Below are 15,514 nucleotides of genomic sequence, written 5' to 3'. Positions count from 1 at the left end.
CCGTTCTCAAACGTGAGAGGCGATCTGCGTACTCTTGCGGTGCGAAGGGAAGGGTTTTCTCACCCTGATGAAAACGGTAAAATTCTGGACGATCCATTTCTGGCTCCTTCATCATCATGCCAAAGCACAATCCGAAGAAGGCGACCTTCCCCGACTGCGCAGCAGCAAAGAAAAATCCCGGCGTTCAGGAAGGGGAATGGGCTCGCATGTATATGCCGGCGACGCCATCGCCTACCCATGCTTTTTTCATCGCTGAAACAACAGCCAAAAGCAAGCATTTTGGAAAAGCTGACATTTGCGCGCCACATGCGTGCCAAAGAGGCAAAAGGGCTTGCAACAGTGCAGGGCGAAGTTTTTCGGGACGGGCGAGGGGACGAAACCGACTTTCATCATGCTTGCGCCAATTGAGTATCGCGCTTTGAAGTAGGGCGGAGAGGCCAGCTAAAATGCGGGTTTGTCCGTTTAACCCTAGTTTGTGCATGCCCATTCATTGGCTTTAACCACAAAGCCCAATAGCTGATTTATAGTTTCCATCACATTCGAACCAGTTCGACATGGTTATTGGTCGAGACTTCCCAGATTTTTTGCATAAGTGGTGATCCTGTGGCGGTCTTGCGAACCAGAACCAGATCGAGTTCGAGGACCGCATCATCGGCTGATAGGATCTGCAATTTGTTCTGCTGCAATTCATCTTCGATGATACTTTTCGGCAGCCAGCCGAGCCCTTGACCAGCGAGGATCATTCTTTTGAGGGTTTCCGACATCGAGCTTTCAAAGACTGTGTGGAACACAATGTGTTTCGTATAATAGTGCTTTGTCAGGATCTCTTGCATTTTCCCCAAGAAACAGCCCGACGAATAGGACACCAGAGGCAGTGTTTCACCACCTGTCCGGGCCTCCAGCGCTTGCTCCAAACGATCCGCGATCTGGGGGCTTGCCACTAAAACAAGCGGGTCTTGCATAAGTGTCAGCGTTTCAAACTGACCGGAGTTCAGATACTGCGGCCCGAGAATGTGGGAATAACATATCGCGAGCTCGCTCCGGCCCACTGTGAGGCTTTCGATGCAGTCATAATAATCCGTCGCATTCATGCGGGTCGTGAACGGGCCGATCACCTTTTGCAGTTTTTGGGCATAGGTCGGGTATATGCTAAGTGCTATAGAATGCAGCGCACTGATGCTTAAAGTATCAGAACTCGGGCTAAAGAGGTCACGGCATTCATCGCGCAACCGGTACATGTCCTGCGTCAATGTACGGGCATTTTCCAACACGACTTCGCCCGCTGGCGTCAGCTTGACCGGAAAGGTGCTGCGGTCGATCAGCTGCGTTCCGATCCAATTTTCTAAGGCTTTTATGCGGCGGCTGAATGCTGGTTGGGTGATGTTACGGGCGGTCGCCGCAATTGAAAAATTACGTGTCGCATCGAGCTCGATCAGGTCTTCAAGCCAGGTAATCTCCATGCCTTATGCCTTTTTTGCATATCCTATTATTAATCAGCATTAGAACACTTCAGAAATTCCTGCCAGCGTTTTGCGATAAAATACAAAAACCCATCCAACAGGAGACTGAAATGAAAAGCGTCACAAAATTACTGACCACGGCGGCCGTTATCGCCTCTACCACAAGCAGCGCCTTTGCAGCCTGTACCAATGATACATGGAACAAAATCGTGGACCGCGGCACCATCGTCGTCGGGGTTAAAGCAGATACCAAGCCTTGGGGCTTTTTGGACAGCAGCGGTGAGTTGGTCGGCATGGAAGTCGATATGGCTGCCGAAGTGGCCGAAACCATGGGTGTCGAGCTGGAATTGGTAGGTGTTCAATCCTCCAACCGCATGCAGTTTCTCGAACAGGGCCGGATCGACCTGATGATCGCGACCATGTCGGACCGCGCCGATCGCCGCGAGCTGGTAGGTATTGTTCAGCCGAACTATTACACCTCGGGCACAAACGTTATGTCCCCAAAGGCATTGGGCCTTACCGAGTGGTCTGAACTTGAGGGCAAGCCTGTCTGCGGCAAGCAAGGCGCCTTCTATAACACCATCGTCGAAGAGCGCTATGGCGCGGAAATCATCGCCTTCACCGGCAACGCAGAAGCGAAGCAAGCGCTTCGTGACCGCCGTTGCATCGCATGGGTCTTTGATGACAGCTCGATCGCTGCAGACCTTGCATCAGGTGAGTATGAAGATTTCGAAATGCCGTTGAAGACAGAGGACGACAACCCTTGGGGGCTGGCCGTGCCACTGGGCGAAGAGTCCTGTGTGTTTGGTCGCTTCATGGCTGGCATGCAGTATGACTGGCTGCAATCCGGCCGTCTGCTTGAGCTGGAAGAAAAATGGGGCATCCAGCGCAGCGCGTTCCTTGAGGCGCAGCAGGACCGTTTCTCCGACTGGCTCGCTGAATAATCAAGTCTGACTTGGCAGGCGCTGGTTCTTCAGCGCCTGCCTTTTGCGTCGCCAGAGGGCCTTATGATCGCTGATATTCAAGAATTTTTCCGCAATTTAGCGGAGACCTATCCAAAGTGGAATTTCATCTTTTTCCACGATCCAACCCAATGGGACCGCGTTGTCAGCGGGTTGATGGCGACGATTCAACTCTCTGTTGTATGCGTAATCCTAAGTGTGGTCATCGGCATAATTGGCGCTTGGGCGCAAGGGTCGCCATCGCGGGTTTTGCGGTGGTGCGTGCAGGGCTATATCCAATTCTTCCGTAACACCCCGCCGATGATCCAGTTATTGTTTTTCTACTTTGCTCTTGGTCAATTCACGCCAAGCGTCACCGGTCCTGATGGCTGGACGCTGCAACCGCTCATAACCAATGTTGGTTGGGCGATTATTTCGCTGTCGTTTTTTGCTGGTGCCTTCAACGTCGAAATCTTTCGCTCGGGTATTGAGGCGGTGCCTGACTCTACCTTAGAGGCTGCTGAATCCTTGGGTTTCAGCCGGATGCAGACCTATTTGAACGTCACCTTTCCGCTGGCTTTGCGGGTTAGTTTGCCTGCTTTGACGAACAACTTGATCAATCTGGTCAAAACAACAACGCAGGCCATCGCGATTGCCGTGCCTGAGCTTTTGTATGAGATGGTTTCTATCTGGAACGACCATTCCTCGGCACAAAATGCGGCAATGACGGTTCTGTTCTTCACCTATATCGCATTGGTTGGCATCCTCGCCTTTGGGATGCATCGCTGGGAAATGAAGCTGCACGTTCCCGGTTTCGGGAAGGCAAGCTAATGACCTATCACATACAAACCACCACCGATCTTCCCGTCATGCTGGAGCCGAAATACCGCGCGCCCGACGCGCTGGGGTTTTCCCGTTGGCTGGCGAGCATGCCGGTTTGGGTCTTCCCCGTTGGGCTGGCCTTGCTTCTTGCATGGCCAACAGTGGTTCAGGCTCAAACCGTATATTCCACCGACCGGATTATTGGGATTATGGCGAAATGGCTGCCGTTATTGGTGACCAAAGGGTTTCTGCTGAATGTTGTCATCAGCTTTTTCACGATGTTCTTTGGAACAATCGCAGGCCTGTTTTTAGGGTTGGGAAGTGTATCAAACATCAAACTGATACGCGTTATCTCTTGGTTTATCGTCCAGCTGTTCCGCAATTCTCCATGGCTCGTCCTGCTCTTTATTGTGATGCTGACACTGCCCTTCGAGATCAAGATCGGCGACACCTATGTTCCCGTGCCCGATTGGATGAAGGCTGTCTTTGGGCTGAGCTTGCCCATTATGGCAAACCTTGCCGAGATCGTCCGTGGTGCGATCAAATCGGTGCCTTCGGCCCAATGGGAAGCGGCCGAGAGCCTTGCCTTCACACGCCGTCAAATCCTGTGGCAGATCATCTTGCCCCAGTGTTTCAAACGGATGATCCCGCCTTGGATGAACTGGTATGCGATCATGACGATGGCCACGCCGCTTGTGTCATTGCTGGGGGTTGCCGAGCTGGTAACCTTGTCGCGCCAAGCCATGGAAGCTGAAGGGAATAATCCCTCACTGCTTGTCCCGTTCTATGGCTTCGCACTGATCATCTTCTTCGCATATTGCTACCCGATCGCGCGTCTCACGATGCGGTTGGAAAAGAAATTCGCTGTAAAGGGTTAACGCACATGTCTAACCAAAACTGGACCGACGACCAGCCGATTGTATCTATCAAGGATGTCTATAAGTCCTTTGGACATTTTGAGGTGCTGAAAGGTGTTTCAATGGACATCATGAAGGGCGAGGTGATCTGTATCATCGGCCCGTCAGGATCGGGTAAATCGACATTGATCCGCTGCATCAATGCACTGAATGACATCCAGAAGGGTTCGATTACGCTGCAGGGGCAGGATGTTCATGACGCCAAGCTCGACAAGTTAGAGCTGCGCAAAAAGGTCGGGATGGTTTTTCAACAATACAACCTGTTCCCGCATAAAACGGCGCTTGAAAACGTGATGATGGCGCCGCTCAAGGTGCTCAAAGAACCCAAAGCCGAGGTTGAAAAACGCGCCCGTGCCTTGATCAAAAAAGTGCGCCTTGAGGGCAAGGAAAACTCCTATCCAGGTGAGCTTTCAGGCGGGCAACAACAGCGCGTTGCCATCGCAAGATCGCTGGCGATGAACCCCAATGTAATGCTGTTTGACGAAGTCACAGCGGCCCTTGACCCTGAAACCGTCAAAGAGGTTTTGCTAACCATCAAGGAACTTGCCGCTGATGGCATGACCTGCATCCTTGTGACGCATGAGATGGCATTCGCGCGCGAAGTCGCGGATCAAATCTATTTCACGGATAAAGGTGTCATCGTTGAGCATGGCTCCCCGGACACTTTCTTTGAAAATGCCTCTGACCCTCGGACCAAGGAATTCCTTGGTCAAATCCTCTAATTTAACGAAAGCCGCATAAATGCGAACAGTCTATGTCAATGGCGTCTATCTGCCCGAAGATCAGGCCCAAGTTTCTATTTTTGATCGTGGTTTCCTGTTTGGCGATGCGGTCTATGAAGTCACGGCCGTCATGAACGGGAAGATGGTCGATTTTGATGCTCATATGGACCGTTTGGAGCGATCCATGTCAGAATTGGACATGAGCAACGGATATGAGCGTAAGGATTTGCTCGCTATCCATAAGGCGTTGATTGAGAGGAATGACCTCGAAGAAGGGCTTGTCTATTTGCAGGTGACACGCGGTGTGGCGGACCGTGATTTCGACTTCTCGGGTCTTGATGCGCCACTGGGGTTGGTTTTGTTCACTCAGGCTAAAAGTCTCGAGAGCAACCCGCTGGCAGCGCGCGGTCAAAAAATCGTTCTGGCCGATGACCAAAGATGGGGGCGGGCAGATATCAAAACTGTTCAGCTGTTGTATTCGTCCCTGATGAAGACACGCGCAAAAAAGCAAGGTGCGGACGATGTATGGCTCTGCCGTGATGGGAAGATAACAGAAGGCTCCTCGAACAACGCCTATATTGTCAGCCATAACAACGAGATTATCACGCGTGAACTCTCAACAGATATTCTGCACGGGATCACTCGCGTATCTGTTTTGAAGATCGCAGAGGCGCACCAGCTGAAAATTGTAGAGCGAGCCTTTTCAGTCGATGAGCTAATGTCCGCGAAAGAGGCCTTCTCGACCTCGGCATCCGGCTTTGTGAACCCTGTTGTCAGCGTGAATGGCACAGCCATCGGAAACGGAGAACCGGGCGAGGTCACAGAAGCACTACGCGCAAGCTATGTCAGAGAAAGCCAAGCTGCTTCAATATGACTGGGCTGGCGCGTTGAATAATTCTTCAGCCTGAAACACGTATTTACCGCTCCACCTTTTTGAAAGCAGACGTTCGTAACGTTTTGGGAAATCGGTCACTTTGGACTAATTTTGTCGGAAAAAATCTTGTTGATTTGAGGCACTTTCGCTGTCTCAATTCCCGTAAGAATGCGGGAGATTGGCCGGTTTGTCGATCTGCCTGACATTCGCGAATATCCAGCAGGCTTTTGTAGAGAGCCCGGGCACCCATAGATTGATCCTGAACTGCTAATTCGGATGTTTCTGGTCGGCTATTGCTTTGGCATTCGTTCCGACCGGCGGCTGTTTGACGAGGTGCATCTGAACCTCGCCTATTGCTGGATTTTCCGTCTCGGTCTGTCTGACCCAGTGCCGATCCATTCGACCGTTCTTAAAGAACGGACATCTCCGCTTTCGGAAGATCGCCTTAGTGCGCTACTTGCTTGAAGAGACTGTTTCACAATGCATTGCGGATGGCTTAGTGGTCAGCCGGCGTCTTAGGTTCCAATTTTGACCGAACATCACTGTGGCGTCCGCTGAAGATTGGAGCCTAGGGAAAAGTTAAGCGCCTGATCTAGAAACAGTTTTTTCTGGCTGCCCTAAATGAAATGAAACCTATTCCGGGCAAGACTGGAACCCGCCATTTTGTACTCAGAATACATCTCAGATTTTATGCCGCTGACCAAAGCCTATACGCGGTTTGCAACCGATACGGTGGGGCTCAGTTAAGGTTCGAGATGTAGGTAAGAACGGCCCTCAACTGCCGTTGGCAATGATCCACTTCGCTCCGGTGCAACTTCCCAAAAGCAGACGTTAAATGCTAGGTTAACTTTTCGATCATATGGAGGAGAACGCTATTTCAATCACGACGATCAAACAACGAATCTTGATCACTGGCGCCCGTGCTCCTGTGGCGTTTCACCTTGCACGGTTGCTGCTCGATGCAGGTCACACGGTGACATTGGTGGATCATCTGAAACATCCACTTGCTGCAGCGAGCCAGCAAAACATTCCCTATTTCCAGATTCCCGCCTTTAGCGAAACCCCTGAGGCGGCAGGTGACGCTTTGCTTGGAATTATTGAGCAACTTGACATCGGCTTGGTCATTCCCACATGCGAGGAGGCGCTGCATCTTGGTGCGTTATGGGCGCGCCGACAACCAAACGTGGCGCTCTTTGCTCCAGAGATGGAGGTCCTCAGTCTGGTCCACAATAAGTACGATTTCATCCGCCTGTGCGAAAACCTCGCCCTCCCAACGCCCCGAACCCATCTCATTACGTCACCAACAGATCTTGACCTTCATGCGCCAAATGCGGGCAATCTTGTGTTTAAGCCAGTTTGGTCGAGGTTTGGATCACAAGTTTTGATCCGGCCAAAGGCGAAAGCTTTAAGAGCAATTCGCCCAACCGCCGTAGCACCATGGGTTGCGCAGGAATATGTCGGCGGAACTGAACTTTGCATCTATGCTGTCGCACATGCGGGCAAGCTCGTCGCGTTCAGTGCATATCGCGGGTTGGTGCGCGCAGGTCCGGGGGCGGCGATATGCTTTGCCCCTGAAGTTAGTAAACCGTTGCGAAACTTCGTCGAAAAATTCGTATCCGCAACTGCGTGGAATGGCCATATTTCCTTTGATGTGATGCGCACGCAGGATGGTCAAATTTTGCCTCTGGAATGCAATCCTCGTGCGACCAGCGGGTTGCATTTTTTCAGAAATGGGCCTGCCTTTTCAAAAGCGATATTTGAGGGTTTATCTAGGGTCGAACCAGAGGTAACAGCGCCTCAAACCCTTCCCCTCGCGCTTTGGCTATATGGCTTGCCAATGATATTACACCACCAACAGCGCCCGATTTTCTTAGATGCGTTACGCAGGTCTGAAGACGTTATGCGCTGGCCTACAGACTGTGTCGGATATCCAGCCCAGCTGCGTGCGGTTGCAGAATTTGGCTGGATTGCGTTGCGTCAAAGGATGAGCCTTGAACGTGCATCAACCTGGGGTATCGAATGGAACGGTTCCGATCAAAGCGCCATTTCGTAGTGCCGCGTTTCCTCGGGCAGCGGAATCCCAGCTTCGATCATTTCGATCTGACGGCGCAAGATGTCGAGCGGGCCAATCATGCGCGTGGCACCACGGCCATTGTCAAAGGCCGACCGTAGCACGCGACGATCCTGTTCAAGAGCGATGCGAAACATCGGCTTAAACGCTAAGGCTTTGAGGTGCCCAATCCCACCGTGCCGTGGCCCGGTGAGCCAGCCGATCCCTTCGACCGTTTCGTCATCCGTCTGGCGCAGGTGAAAGGTGGTGGCAAGAACCATCCCTTTGGGTCCCCAATACTCCAGTTCTGCGATCCCAGACCGCCGGTACCTTCCAACGCCTTTGGTGCTACTGCCATCCAACAAGGTACTAATAAGTCCGTGCTGTTTTTCTTCTCCGGTATAGACGGCCTCCACCCAATCCACCCCGGTCGTGATTTGCACGTTTACACGGTTGCGGCTTTTCGACAGGCCGCGCAGAAGCCCTTTGTGGGTGAAATGGGTGTGCGTCGCATCCAGAATGTTCTCTGCTGCATCCACAAGCGTTGAGCGGGTCGCACTTTTGACCACTCTGGAAACGATGTCTTGCCCAGCCATCGGATGAACTTTTGGTGCTGCGGGCGGCTTGCCCATGCTTAAGAAGATACCGCCATCTTGCTCCAACACGCTGTAGCGCGGAACCCGGCAGCGGGGCAAGGTGGTGACGCAGCCCGGGATGTCGATGCAGACGCCCTCTGGGTCAAAGCGCCAGCCGTGATAGGGGCATTCAATCGTGTCTTGGACAATGCGTCCTTTAGATAACTCAACCAACCGATGCGGACATTGATCGTGCAGCGCTGAAAGCCCGTCGGCGTGGCGGAACAAAACAATCCCTTTTCCCTCAAACATCACCCGCATGGGCTTGCGCTTGAGATCGCGACTGCGCGCGACAGCATGCCAAAGGTCTTTCGTCATAATCTATACCTTTTCATGAGCGGTACCCCGACACCCGACAATACCGCTGCGACGGTCCGTATCGCCACACGCTGTTTTCTTGGCAAATGACGACTATAAACTGCACTATATTCAATTGCGGGCACAGCACATCTGTTGCGTTTGAAACCCGCAGCCCCCGCGCTCATGTTAAAAAGGAGCCGGTTTTCTATCGCGTCACGCTGTGCCATCGCTGTGATCAAACGGTAAAGACCTTCGGCGCGAGGTCGCGACGTATCATACCCTAGCAAGGGCTGCGTCAGTGTGTGTTCATATTGAAACCGTCCACCAATCGCGACAAGCGTGCCTTGGTCATCACGCAAACCTTGCATATGAAGGATGCCTGTTTTGTGCATTTCGGCCAGGTATGTGGCCGTGTACTGTGGATTGAGCGGTGTGTATTTCTCAAGATAGAGCTGTTCGTAAAGCCAGATAGCGCGTGCGTAATCTGGCTGTGTAAACTCATCATTGCCGACCTCGATCAGTTGCGTTTGACGCAGTAACGCCCTGTCGCTCTTCATGTCCTTACTCAGGCGCACTGGCACCCTCCCGTCAAAAAGGTAGATCTGGCGCGACGGAAGCGGTTGAAACCCTTCAGCGACTAGGGCCCGCAAGGCATTTTCGTCAGAGTAAGTGTTCAAAGATCTTAAAATAATCGCATGGCGCGGAAAACGCGCGACTAAGTCATCGCGCAACGTTGCGGCTGTCCCTTGTGAAATGGTTGGTGCAGGGTTCGTGGAAAACAACCAGTTGTTCACATGCACTGCGCGGTCCAGGCCACTGGTGCACACGATCCCTGCCGACGCTTGGATCATGCTAATAGCAGCTTTTCGCAAGATTGGGCTCGTTGCAAAATTGCGCGTCTCTTCTTGGGCATAATCAATGTACCCAGTGACCGGATCACAGATGTAACAATTTTCGGTTGTGTTTCCATCATTCACCGTGATTGGAACAGCATGTCCTGCCACATCCAACCGCTCAACCCGCGTTGACAGGTTGCGGATCAAGGCGTTGACCGGATGCCGGTTAAAGCAGGTGACAAAATGATCCAGACGCTGGTTGTGACCACTCATGGGCAGACTTCAGCTGGCACAGAGTACTCAACTCGCCTAAGCTTACGACTTACATCCAATCGAAGCGTGGTGGGTTTGATAGCGATCTTCACTTCAAGGTGGCGCTGCTTAAACAGTGCCTCAAGGCGAAGCCTCGCAGCCTCTTTTGCCTCTTGCGCTAGGGTCTCGGGCAGCGAAAGGGTGATAACATTCGGCCCAGTTTGGATCAGGCGGAAATCGGTGATCCGGTGATCGGCCATCACAACTGCATTTCGCAAAACATCAGGGGTCAGCATCTGTACCCCGCGACTACTACGAAGTTGAAAACAATCGTCCATCCTTCCGACAATCTCTGACACGGATTGTAGGGGGGTGCCGCAAGGGCATGGATTTGGGTCGAGCCGCAACAGATCATTCATGCGATAGCGGGCAAGAATCTGCGTGTCGCGTCGGAATGAGGAAATCAGCGGCGTAACCAAGCCATCACCTACCGGCTCAAATTCAAAATGAACCGAATCCTCTGCCAGATGCAGCCGACCATGGCGACAGGTGACGCCAAGCAGACCTTCTGTGGCCATGTAAATCTGTCCCAGCGACACGCCAATCCCGGCCTCAATTATGGGGCGGTCCATTGGGTCCAAAGTTTCAGCTGCAGAGAAAACGCGCTTTGGCTGTAAGGAAAAAGCACTCTCGGAAATTGCGCGCAGAATTTTGGGAGGGGCAACAATGACTGTGGGATCAAACGCTTCTAAGCCAGGGCGCAAGTCCGCAAGGCCCTGCGTCACATCAAAGAACTTCAACTGAAGTCGTTGAATTTGGTTCGCGCTGTCATACAGACCCGTGCCGCGGGGCAAAAGGATCGCAACCCTTTGCTGGCGGAGCAACAAATCAGCCATTGTTTTGGCCAAGATACTACCCAACCAGCGGAAGCGCTCAGCATCAGAGATGACAAAAAGCCCTTGGTTGCCACTGGTCCCCGTGCTCGCGCCGACAGTCAGCCGGCCGATACGGTCTCCGTTTTTAAGGGCGCTTCGCACCTCTTCCGCAGTGAGGCCAGCTGTGTTGTATCGCTCAAAACTGGCCATCAGCTTTGCCTTGTTCATGACAGGCAAGTCTGCCAAGCGGTGCGGCTTATCAGTGAAGGCCGGGACTTGCGGGACAGCGCATTCGAGCCACCTTTTCATTGCCCGCTCTTGCTTTTGCACAAAGCGTGCCCGCCCAAGTCTAGCCCGTGACAGTCGACGAGTGGCGATAAAGCTAGCCGGCGCGTGCAGCTTTGCGATCATGGAACCGCCCCATGCGCAAAGTCGAATGGGGATGGTTGATCGTCGTGGCACAGCACAACAGCACCCCCAGCCTTTGCAAAGGCCGCAACCTGATCGCTGCTTTGCGCAACATGATTGATGCTGTGCGAAATCAGTCGTGGCAAAAGGCGCGGGCGCCCTTCTGACAAAAGCGCGTCACGGACCCACTGGGTATCGGTGCCATAAAGCAACGGTACCTCGCGCTGTTCAAAGAGGAGCCCGAAATGGCCATCCGCATGGCCGGGCAAGGGGATCGCCAAGACACTGCCATCGCCGAAAATGTCATGCCCATCCGGCAGATGGGGAGCCGTCTTGCATGGCGCTTGCTCAATTGTATCTAGGCGGTCGTCAAAGTCTGTTGGCACAAGCTCCTTAAACACGCCATGCCTGAGGTTTTGCCATGCTGTATTTTGCTTTGTTTTCGCCCAAGTTGAGCCGCTTGCGAAAAATCTTGCATTGGGGAAGGCGGCCAAGCCAGACACGTGATCAGCGTGAAAATGGGTCACAATCACACGTGATACATCAGGAGGTGTCAGTCCGAATTGGGCCAACAGCGGCTCGGTCTGTTCTTGCGTGACCAATTGCGGTGCAAGCACACGTGCATAACATTGCAAAGCCATCGAACGGCCTGGCAGGTCGAGACTGTGGCGTGTGTAGCCCGTATCGATCAGTGTTGGCCCGAATTTAGGATGCAGGAACAAACCATAGCGAACCTGAAGCAACCGCCGATGCCAACCGCCTTGCCGTCGGATCATGCAGTCGGGGGCCGCAACCCAGGCACTATTGGCAAAGATAGGTGTCATCTGTTTGCACCTTTATCAAATACGCGGCCCAGGCCGTCTGCAAATCGGACTTTTGGTTCCCAATCAAGCAGGTCGCGAGCACGCGAAAGATCAAGGCTCTGCTCAAAGGCGAACAACGCGAGGCCATATGGTGTCACAACGGGTTCGCATGGGATGCGTCGCATCAAAGCATGGGTTTCAGCCACCCGAGCCGCCATCAGAGCCGGGGCCAACGGAAGATTGCGCCAGCGCGGCACAATACCTGCATGCAGGCAGGCTGCTTCGACAATCTCGCTTATCGGAAGGGTTTCACCGCCAGAAATATTGAATGCTTGTCCTTCCAACGTAGGATTCGGATCCAAAGCAACTAGAATTGCCTCAACAACATCATCGACAAAGGTCAAATCAATCCGGGCGCGCCCACTGCGAAAACGCGGTAAGGCGCGCGTATTTGCTGCCTTCAATAGCCTTGGTAAAAGCGTTGTCTCACCCTGGCCATAAATCCCACGCGGGCGCAAAATAATTGCCGGTACATTGGAGGAACGCACCAATTCTTCTGCGGCAACCTTGCTCTTTGCATATGGGGTAAAGGGTGAAGGCAGTCGCATGTCCTCACGAACATTCAATTGGTCACGCGGCGCGAAATAGATGGACGGGCTTGAGATGAAAACTAACCGCTTCACGTCTTGCCTGCGCGCAAAATTCAAAACCGCCTGCGTTCCTTCCACGTTCGCCGCATGAAACCCATCATAACGCCCAAAAGGCGAAGATAAGGCGGCACAATGCACGATTGTATCCACTTTCCTCAACTTAGCACAATCGGGCGCAGGCTGTGGCAGTGACCACTGCACGACATCGAACCCTTCCGTGGAAAGCGCAGCACAGCGTGCTGGATCGCGGCCTTGTCCAATCGCGCCCCGCCCAAGGCGGCGCAACACCGCTTTTCCCAAAAAGCCAGTGGCCCCCGTAACTAGAATGCGCCCGCCCACCTTAGACCACCAAAGCCGCGCCGCCGATACTGACTCCAGCGGAGGTCCCTAGAAACAGAACTTTGGTTCCAGCGGGCGCGCGCCCCTCTTTGCGTGCAAGATCAAATGCGAAGGGGATCGAAGCTGCGATCTGATTGCCGTAATCCTCAACAATGCGCATGATCCTTTCCTTGGGCCAAGGCGTTTGACGGATCATATGGTCAAGGGCGGCTGGACTGGCTTGATGGGGCACGACAAGATCAACATCGGCATGATCCCAACCAGCATCGTCCAAAAGCGCGTCGATGAATTTGTTAAAATGCGAAGACGTGAGGCGAAAAAGCGCCTTTCCGTCCATCCTGAACTTGGAATGCTCTGCAAAAGATGCGCCATCAGCATCGAAATCAAAGCGCGTGCCCCCAGCGCCAATCTCACAAGCCTCATAAGCCGAAGGAAAGCTGCGCAAACGAACGGCTTTGATTATGCCATCGGCCTCAGCCTTAGATGCGCCCAAGACTACCGCCGCTGCACCATCTCCAAAAAGGGCTGCTGTTTCTGGAAACTCCGCCCAAGGAAGCGCCCTAGACGCCCTCTCGGATGAAACAACCAATGCTTTTTGTGCCGCGCCCCCGGTAATCATTCGAGCGGCAATGTCCAACCCCGTCACAAAACTGAGGCATGTACTGTTCACGTCATAGGCTGCTGTTGAACCGTCGGCTTGACCGAGACTGCGCATGATCAGCGGGGCCATGGCCGGAATGGGTTGATATGGTACGGATGCTGCCGAAATAATCAGATCAATGTCCTCAATCCGGCACTCCGCATTTTGCAATGCCTGCTCACATGCATCGGTGGCTAAGTCGATCTGCGTTTCATCAGTACAGTAAAACCGACGGCTCACACCAGTTGCTGCCATACGACCCCCAGTCTGCCACTTCTGATCAAGATCCACACTGGAGACAGCGCGACGCGGCACCGCGCGCCCTGTGCCTAAGAAAGAAATGTTCACCTCATACCCCTCAACCGATCAGTACTGCTTTCTAGCAATATTGCGATCCCTCGGACATGGTGGAATTCCACTATGCTCCTTCCAGAGATTGCATGACCGGTAGGGAAAGGTTGCCGCTTGTCATTCCTCAATCAGGGCGACATACCAATCAATGTCAGCTTATCAGGAGAGCAACTAAATCTTCGCATCTGCAGCGAATGTCCGGTTTCTGCCGAAGTTGTCGTTCGGCCATGTCCGCTTTGGGCTGGGAACGGTCATCCGGTTGGTCGCGCTGCAGCCTGTGAGGTTAAGATCTGCGTGCCGCACCGCCGCAAGTCCGGTTTGAGCCCAAAGCACCTGATGCCGCGCTGTTCACGAATGCTCGGTTCACAACCCGCTGCCCAAAAGGTGCCAAAATCAAAATCTGTTTTCCAAGGGTTCGTGGACGAGATTTTGAAACGCTTTTCGTAAGCGCACTGCCAGTGGCTAAAGCGGCCATTTTTGACACGTGCGCTGCAAGTCTACACAGCTTTGAGTTATCGGCGTTTCAATCGACGAAGGTCAACTCGCAGTCCTGAGCAGAACCCAGAAGTCACCTTTGCTTCGTTTACAACCGCCATCATTCATCGGGTCGGCACACATAAACCGCACCACCCACGGCAACCACCGATACAGCGCCCGCGATTAGTGTTGCTGGGGCGGTAAGTGCGGCTAACAAACCGGAGCCAACCGTTCCAAGGGTTCCAGCTATGTAACCAGAGCTACCTGTTAGAATAACCGCTCCAGAGCTATGCGTGACTGCTGTTATCCCAGCTGCCGTCGTTGCAGCGGATGCACCAGCTGTTGCTCCTGCACCAAGCCCCACAACTGCGAGCGCCTCTTCCTTGGTGGCGTTTACGCGGTCACACAACGGGACAGACGGCTCCTTGCAAAGTAGATATGCGCTTCTCGTGCCTTCAGAAAAGCCGACCATTGTGTCCTGTTCTTCGTCATAGGAAAGACAAAAAACACTGCGCTCGACATCAGTCAGGTCTGGTGTCAGCAACCTAAGAGAAACAAAGGCGGGGCACGTGATATTGTCGGTGCCGCCAAAGAAAATTTCCCTAAATGTGTAATTTTCATACAGAGCATCTTCGTCTGCGTCATAGAAGACGTGTTGTGGTTCAGAGTTTATGTTCGTCAGGCAGTACTCTGTGTTTTCGTAGGGGATTTGTTCATTGGGGATAACTACTTGGGCCAGGGTCGTCCCGGGCGTGAAAAGCAGCCCCAAGCAAAGTAGGTTAAGGAAAACAGTGTGCATGTCACGTCCATTTCAATAAGTTCTTAAATATGCGGCATAGTACTTGTAGATCGTAAGTCCTTCTTTGGGCCAAATCAAACGCGATCCCATGCGTGCATTGATGGGCGCCTGAACTTTAAACCGAACGCCGGATCCATACGAGCACCTCATGGAAAACCAGTGAACCTTGAGTGAACCAAGCGACGACGCTCGCGCCAGGGCAGAATGAGCATGATCGGCCAAAAACGACCTTTCTTAGCATGGCCAAATCGTCAAAGCAAACCTTGGCGCAGCCACAGCGAACGACCGCTCCGTCCCGCACTGCGGACGGCTGATCTCTCAAAATGCTGCGCCATCCATGAATGTCAGCTTCGGTGACGCTGC

Annotated in this window: 15 protein-coding genes and 1 pseudogene; 8 read left to right on the top strand and 8 right to left on the bottom strand. The window is 53.0% G+C overall.

Going from position 1 to position 15,514, the window contains the following annotated elements; all coding sequences use genetic code 11:
• The coding region (locus tag ABJM03_RS04620; protein ID WP_348415985.1) for a hypothetical protein at positions 1 to 408 on the top strand (408 nt) is incomplete at its 5' end.
• Between the two features lie 125 nt (positions 409 to 533).
• Here the strand turns inward: ABJM03_RS04620 and ABJM03_RS04615 are convergent.
• Positions 534 to 1,460, bottom strand: coding sequence for a LysR substrate-binding domain-containing protein (locus ABJM03_RS04615; protein ID WP_348415975.1), 927 nt, complete (start codon positions 1,458 to 1,460; stop codon positions 534 to 536).
• Positions 1,461 to 1,570: 110 nt separating this feature from the next.
• On the opposite strand from ABJM03_RS04615, the gene ABJM03_RS04610 reads away from it, so the two are divergent.
• The 7 genes and pseudogenes from ABJM03_RS04610 (at position 1,571) to ABJM03_RS04580 (ending at position 7,789) form a co-directional block, all read left to right on the top strand.
• Positions 1,571 to 2,404: a transporter substrate-binding domain-containing protein gene (locus tag ABJM03_RS04610; protein WP_348415973.1), complete on the top strand. Its 834-nt coding sequence runs from the start codon at positions 1,571 to 1,573 to the stop codon at positions 2,402 to 2,404.
• A gap of 63 nt (positions 2,405 to 2,467) precedes the next feature.
• On the top strand, positions 2,468 to 3,232 hold the full coding sequence (locus ABJM03_RS04605) for an amino acid ABC transporter permease (protein WP_348415971.1): 765 nt from the start codon (positions 2,468 to 2,470) through the stop codon (positions 3,230 to 3,232).
• Positions 3,232 to 4,101 carry an amino acid ABC transporter permease gene (locus ABJM03_RS04600; RefSeq protein WP_348415969.1) on the top strand — a complete coding sequence of 290 codons (870 nt, stop codon included), beginning with the start codon at positions 3,232 to 3,234 and terminating at the stop codon, positions 4,099 to 4,101. Before ABJM03_RS04605 ends, ABJM03_RS04600 begins: the two co-directional genes overlap by 1 nt.
• Positions 4,102 to 4,106: 5 nt before the next feature.
• The gene (locus ABJM03_RS04595) at positions 4,107 to 4,862 is read left to right on the top strand and encodes an amino acid ABC transporter ATP-binding protein (protein WP_348415967.1); all 756 of its coding nucleotides are present in this window, start codon (positions 4,107 to 4,109) and stop codon (positions 4,860 to 4,862) included.
• Between the two features lie 19 nt (positions 4,863 to 4,881).
• The gene (locus ABJM03_RS04590; RefSeq protein ID WP_348415966.1) at positions 4,882 to 5,736 is read left to right on the top strand and encodes a D-amino-acid transaminase; all 855 of its coding nucleotides are present in this window, start codon (positions 4,882 to 4,884) and stop codon (positions 5,734 to 5,736) included.
• A 168-nt stretch (positions 5,737 to 5,904) separates the two neighbouring features.
• Positions 5,905 to 6,238: pseudogene (locus ABJM03_RS04585) on the top strand (transposase); the annotation flags it as partial.
• Between the two features lie 357 nt (positions 6,239 to 6,595).
• Entirely contained in the window at positions 6,596 to 7,789 is a 1,194-nt protein-coding gene (locus ABJM03_RS04580; RefSeq protein ID WP_348415964.1) for an ATP-grasp domain-containing protein, read from the top strand.
• Here ABJM03_RS04580 and ABJM03_RS04575 read toward each other — a convergent pair.
• The 7 genes from ABJM03_RS04575 to ABJM03_RS04545 all read right to left on the bottom strand — a co-directional run bounded on the left by ABJM03_RS04575 (position 7,771) and on the right by ABJM03_RS04545 (position 15,151).
• Positions 7,771 to 8,739 carry a Rieske 2Fe-2S domain-containing protein gene (locus ABJM03_RS04575; protein ID WP_348415962.1) on the bottom strand — a complete coding sequence of 323 codons (969 nt, stop codon included), beginning with the start codon at positions 8,737 to 8,739 and terminating at the stop codon, positions 7,771 to 7,773. The genes ABJM03_RS04580 and ABJM03_RS04575 overlap by 19 nt on opposite strands.
• Entirely contained in the window at positions 8,736 to 9,830 is a 1,095-nt protein-coding gene (locus ABJM03_RS04570; RefSeq protein WP_348415960.1) for a GNAT family N-acetyltransferase, read from the bottom strand. Before ABJM03_RS04570 ends, ABJM03_RS04575 begins: the two co-directional genes overlap by 4 nt.
• Positions 9,827 to 11,095, bottom strand: coding sequence for a F390 synthetase-related protein (locus ABJM03_RS04565; protein WP_348415958.1), 1,269 nt, complete (start codon positions 11,093 to 11,095; stop codon positions 9,827 to 9,829). The genes ABJM03_RS04570 and ABJM03_RS04565 overlap by 4 nt, the downstream gene beginning before the upstream one ends.
• Positions 11,092 to 11,916, bottom strand: a complete 825-nt coding sequence (locus tag ABJM03_RS04560; RefSeq protein WP_348415956.1) for an MBL fold metallo-hydrolase — start codon at positions 11,914 to 11,916, stop codon at positions 11,092 to 11,094. The genes ABJM03_RS04565 and ABJM03_RS04560 overlap by 4 nt, the downstream gene beginning before the upstream one ends.
• Positions 11,913 to 12,884 (bottom strand): NAD(P)-dependent oxidoreductase, encoded by a 972-nt coding sequence (locus tag ABJM03_RS04555; RefSeq protein WP_348415954.1) that lies wholly within the window; start codon positions 12,882 to 12,884, stop codon positions 11,913 to 11,915. Before ABJM03_RS04555 ends, ABJM03_RS04560 begins: the two co-directional genes overlap by 4 nt.
• Before the next feature lies 1 nt (position 12,885).
• The gene (locus tag ABJM03_RS04550) at positions 12,886 to 13,779 is read right to left on the bottom strand and encodes a ketoacyl-ACP synthase III (protein WP_348415952.1); all 894 of its coding nucleotides are present in this window, start codon (positions 13,777 to 13,779) and stop codon (positions 12,886 to 12,888) included.
• Between the two features lie 691 nt (positions 13,780 to 14,470).
• Positions 14,471 to 15,151 (bottom strand): hypothetical protein, encoded by a 681-nt coding sequence (locus ABJM03_RS04545; protein WP_348415950.1) that lies wholly within the window; start codon positions 15,149 to 15,151, stop codon positions 14,471 to 14,473.
• Positions 15,152 to 15,514 lie beyond the last annotated feature (363 nt).

It is taken from the genome of Sulfitobacter sp. (assembly GCF_039977885.1).
Classification (GTDB): Bacteria; Pseudomonadota; Alphaproteobacteria; order Rhodobacterales; family Rhodobacteraceae; genus Sulfitobacter.
Note: the sequence above shows the minus strand (reverse complement) of the source record. Positions and strands in the feature narration are given on the sequence as shown.

Bases quoted from the DNA above. Each gene is read 5' to 3' on its own strand.
- ABJM03_RS04615 (WP_348415975.1), bottom strand. From the start codon at position 1,460: ATGGAGATTACCTGGCTTGAAGACCTGATCGAGCTCGATGCGACACGT.
- ABJM03_RS04610 (WP_348415973.1), top strand. From the start codon at position 1,571: ATGAAAAGCGTCACAAAATTACTGACCACGGCGGCCGTTATCGCCTCT.
- ABJM03_RS04605 (WP_348415971.1), top strand. From the start codon at position 2,468: ATGATCGCTGATATTCAAGAATTTTTCCGCAATTTAGCGGAGACCTAT.
- ABJM03_RS04600 (WP_348415969.1), top strand. From the start codon at position 3,232: ATGACCTATCACATACAAACCACCACCGATCTTCCCGTCATGCTGGAG.
- ABJM03_RS04595 (WP_348415967.1), top strand. From the start codon at position 4,107: ATGTCTAACCAAAACTGGACCGACGACCAGCCGATTGTATCTATCAAG.
- ABJM03_RS04590 (WP_348415966.1), top strand. From the start codon at position 4,882: ATGCGAACAGTCTATGTCAATGGCGTCTATCTGCCCGAAGATCAGGCC.
- ABJM03_RS04580 (WP_348415964.1), top strand. From the start codon at position 6,596: ATGGAGGAGAACGCTATTTCAATCACGACGATCAAACAACGAATCTTG.
- ABJM03_RS04575 (WP_348415962.1), bottom strand. From the start codon at position 8,739: ATGACGAAAGACCTTTGGCATGCTGTCGCGCGCAGTCGCGATCTCAAG.
- ABJM03_RS04570 (WP_348415960.1), bottom strand. From the start codon at position 9,830: ATGAGTGGTCACAACCAGCGTCTGGATCATTTTGTCACCTGCTTTAAC.
- ABJM03_RS04565 (WP_348415958.1), bottom strand. From the start codon at position 11,095: ATGATCGCAAAGCTGCACGCGCCGGCTAGCTTTATCGCCACTCGTCGA.
- ABJM03_RS04560 (WP_348415956.1), bottom strand. From the start codon at position 11,916: ATGACACCTATCTTTGCCAATAGTGCCTGGGTTGCGGCCCCCGACTGC.
- ABJM03_RS04550 (WP_348415952.1), bottom strand. From the start codon at position 13,779: ATGGCAGCAACTGGTGTGAGCCGTCGGTTTTACTGTACTGATGAAACG.
- ABJM03_RS04545 (WP_348415950.1), bottom strand. From the start codon at position 15,151: ATGCACACTGTTTTCCTTAACCTACTTTGCTTGGGGCTGCTTTTCACG.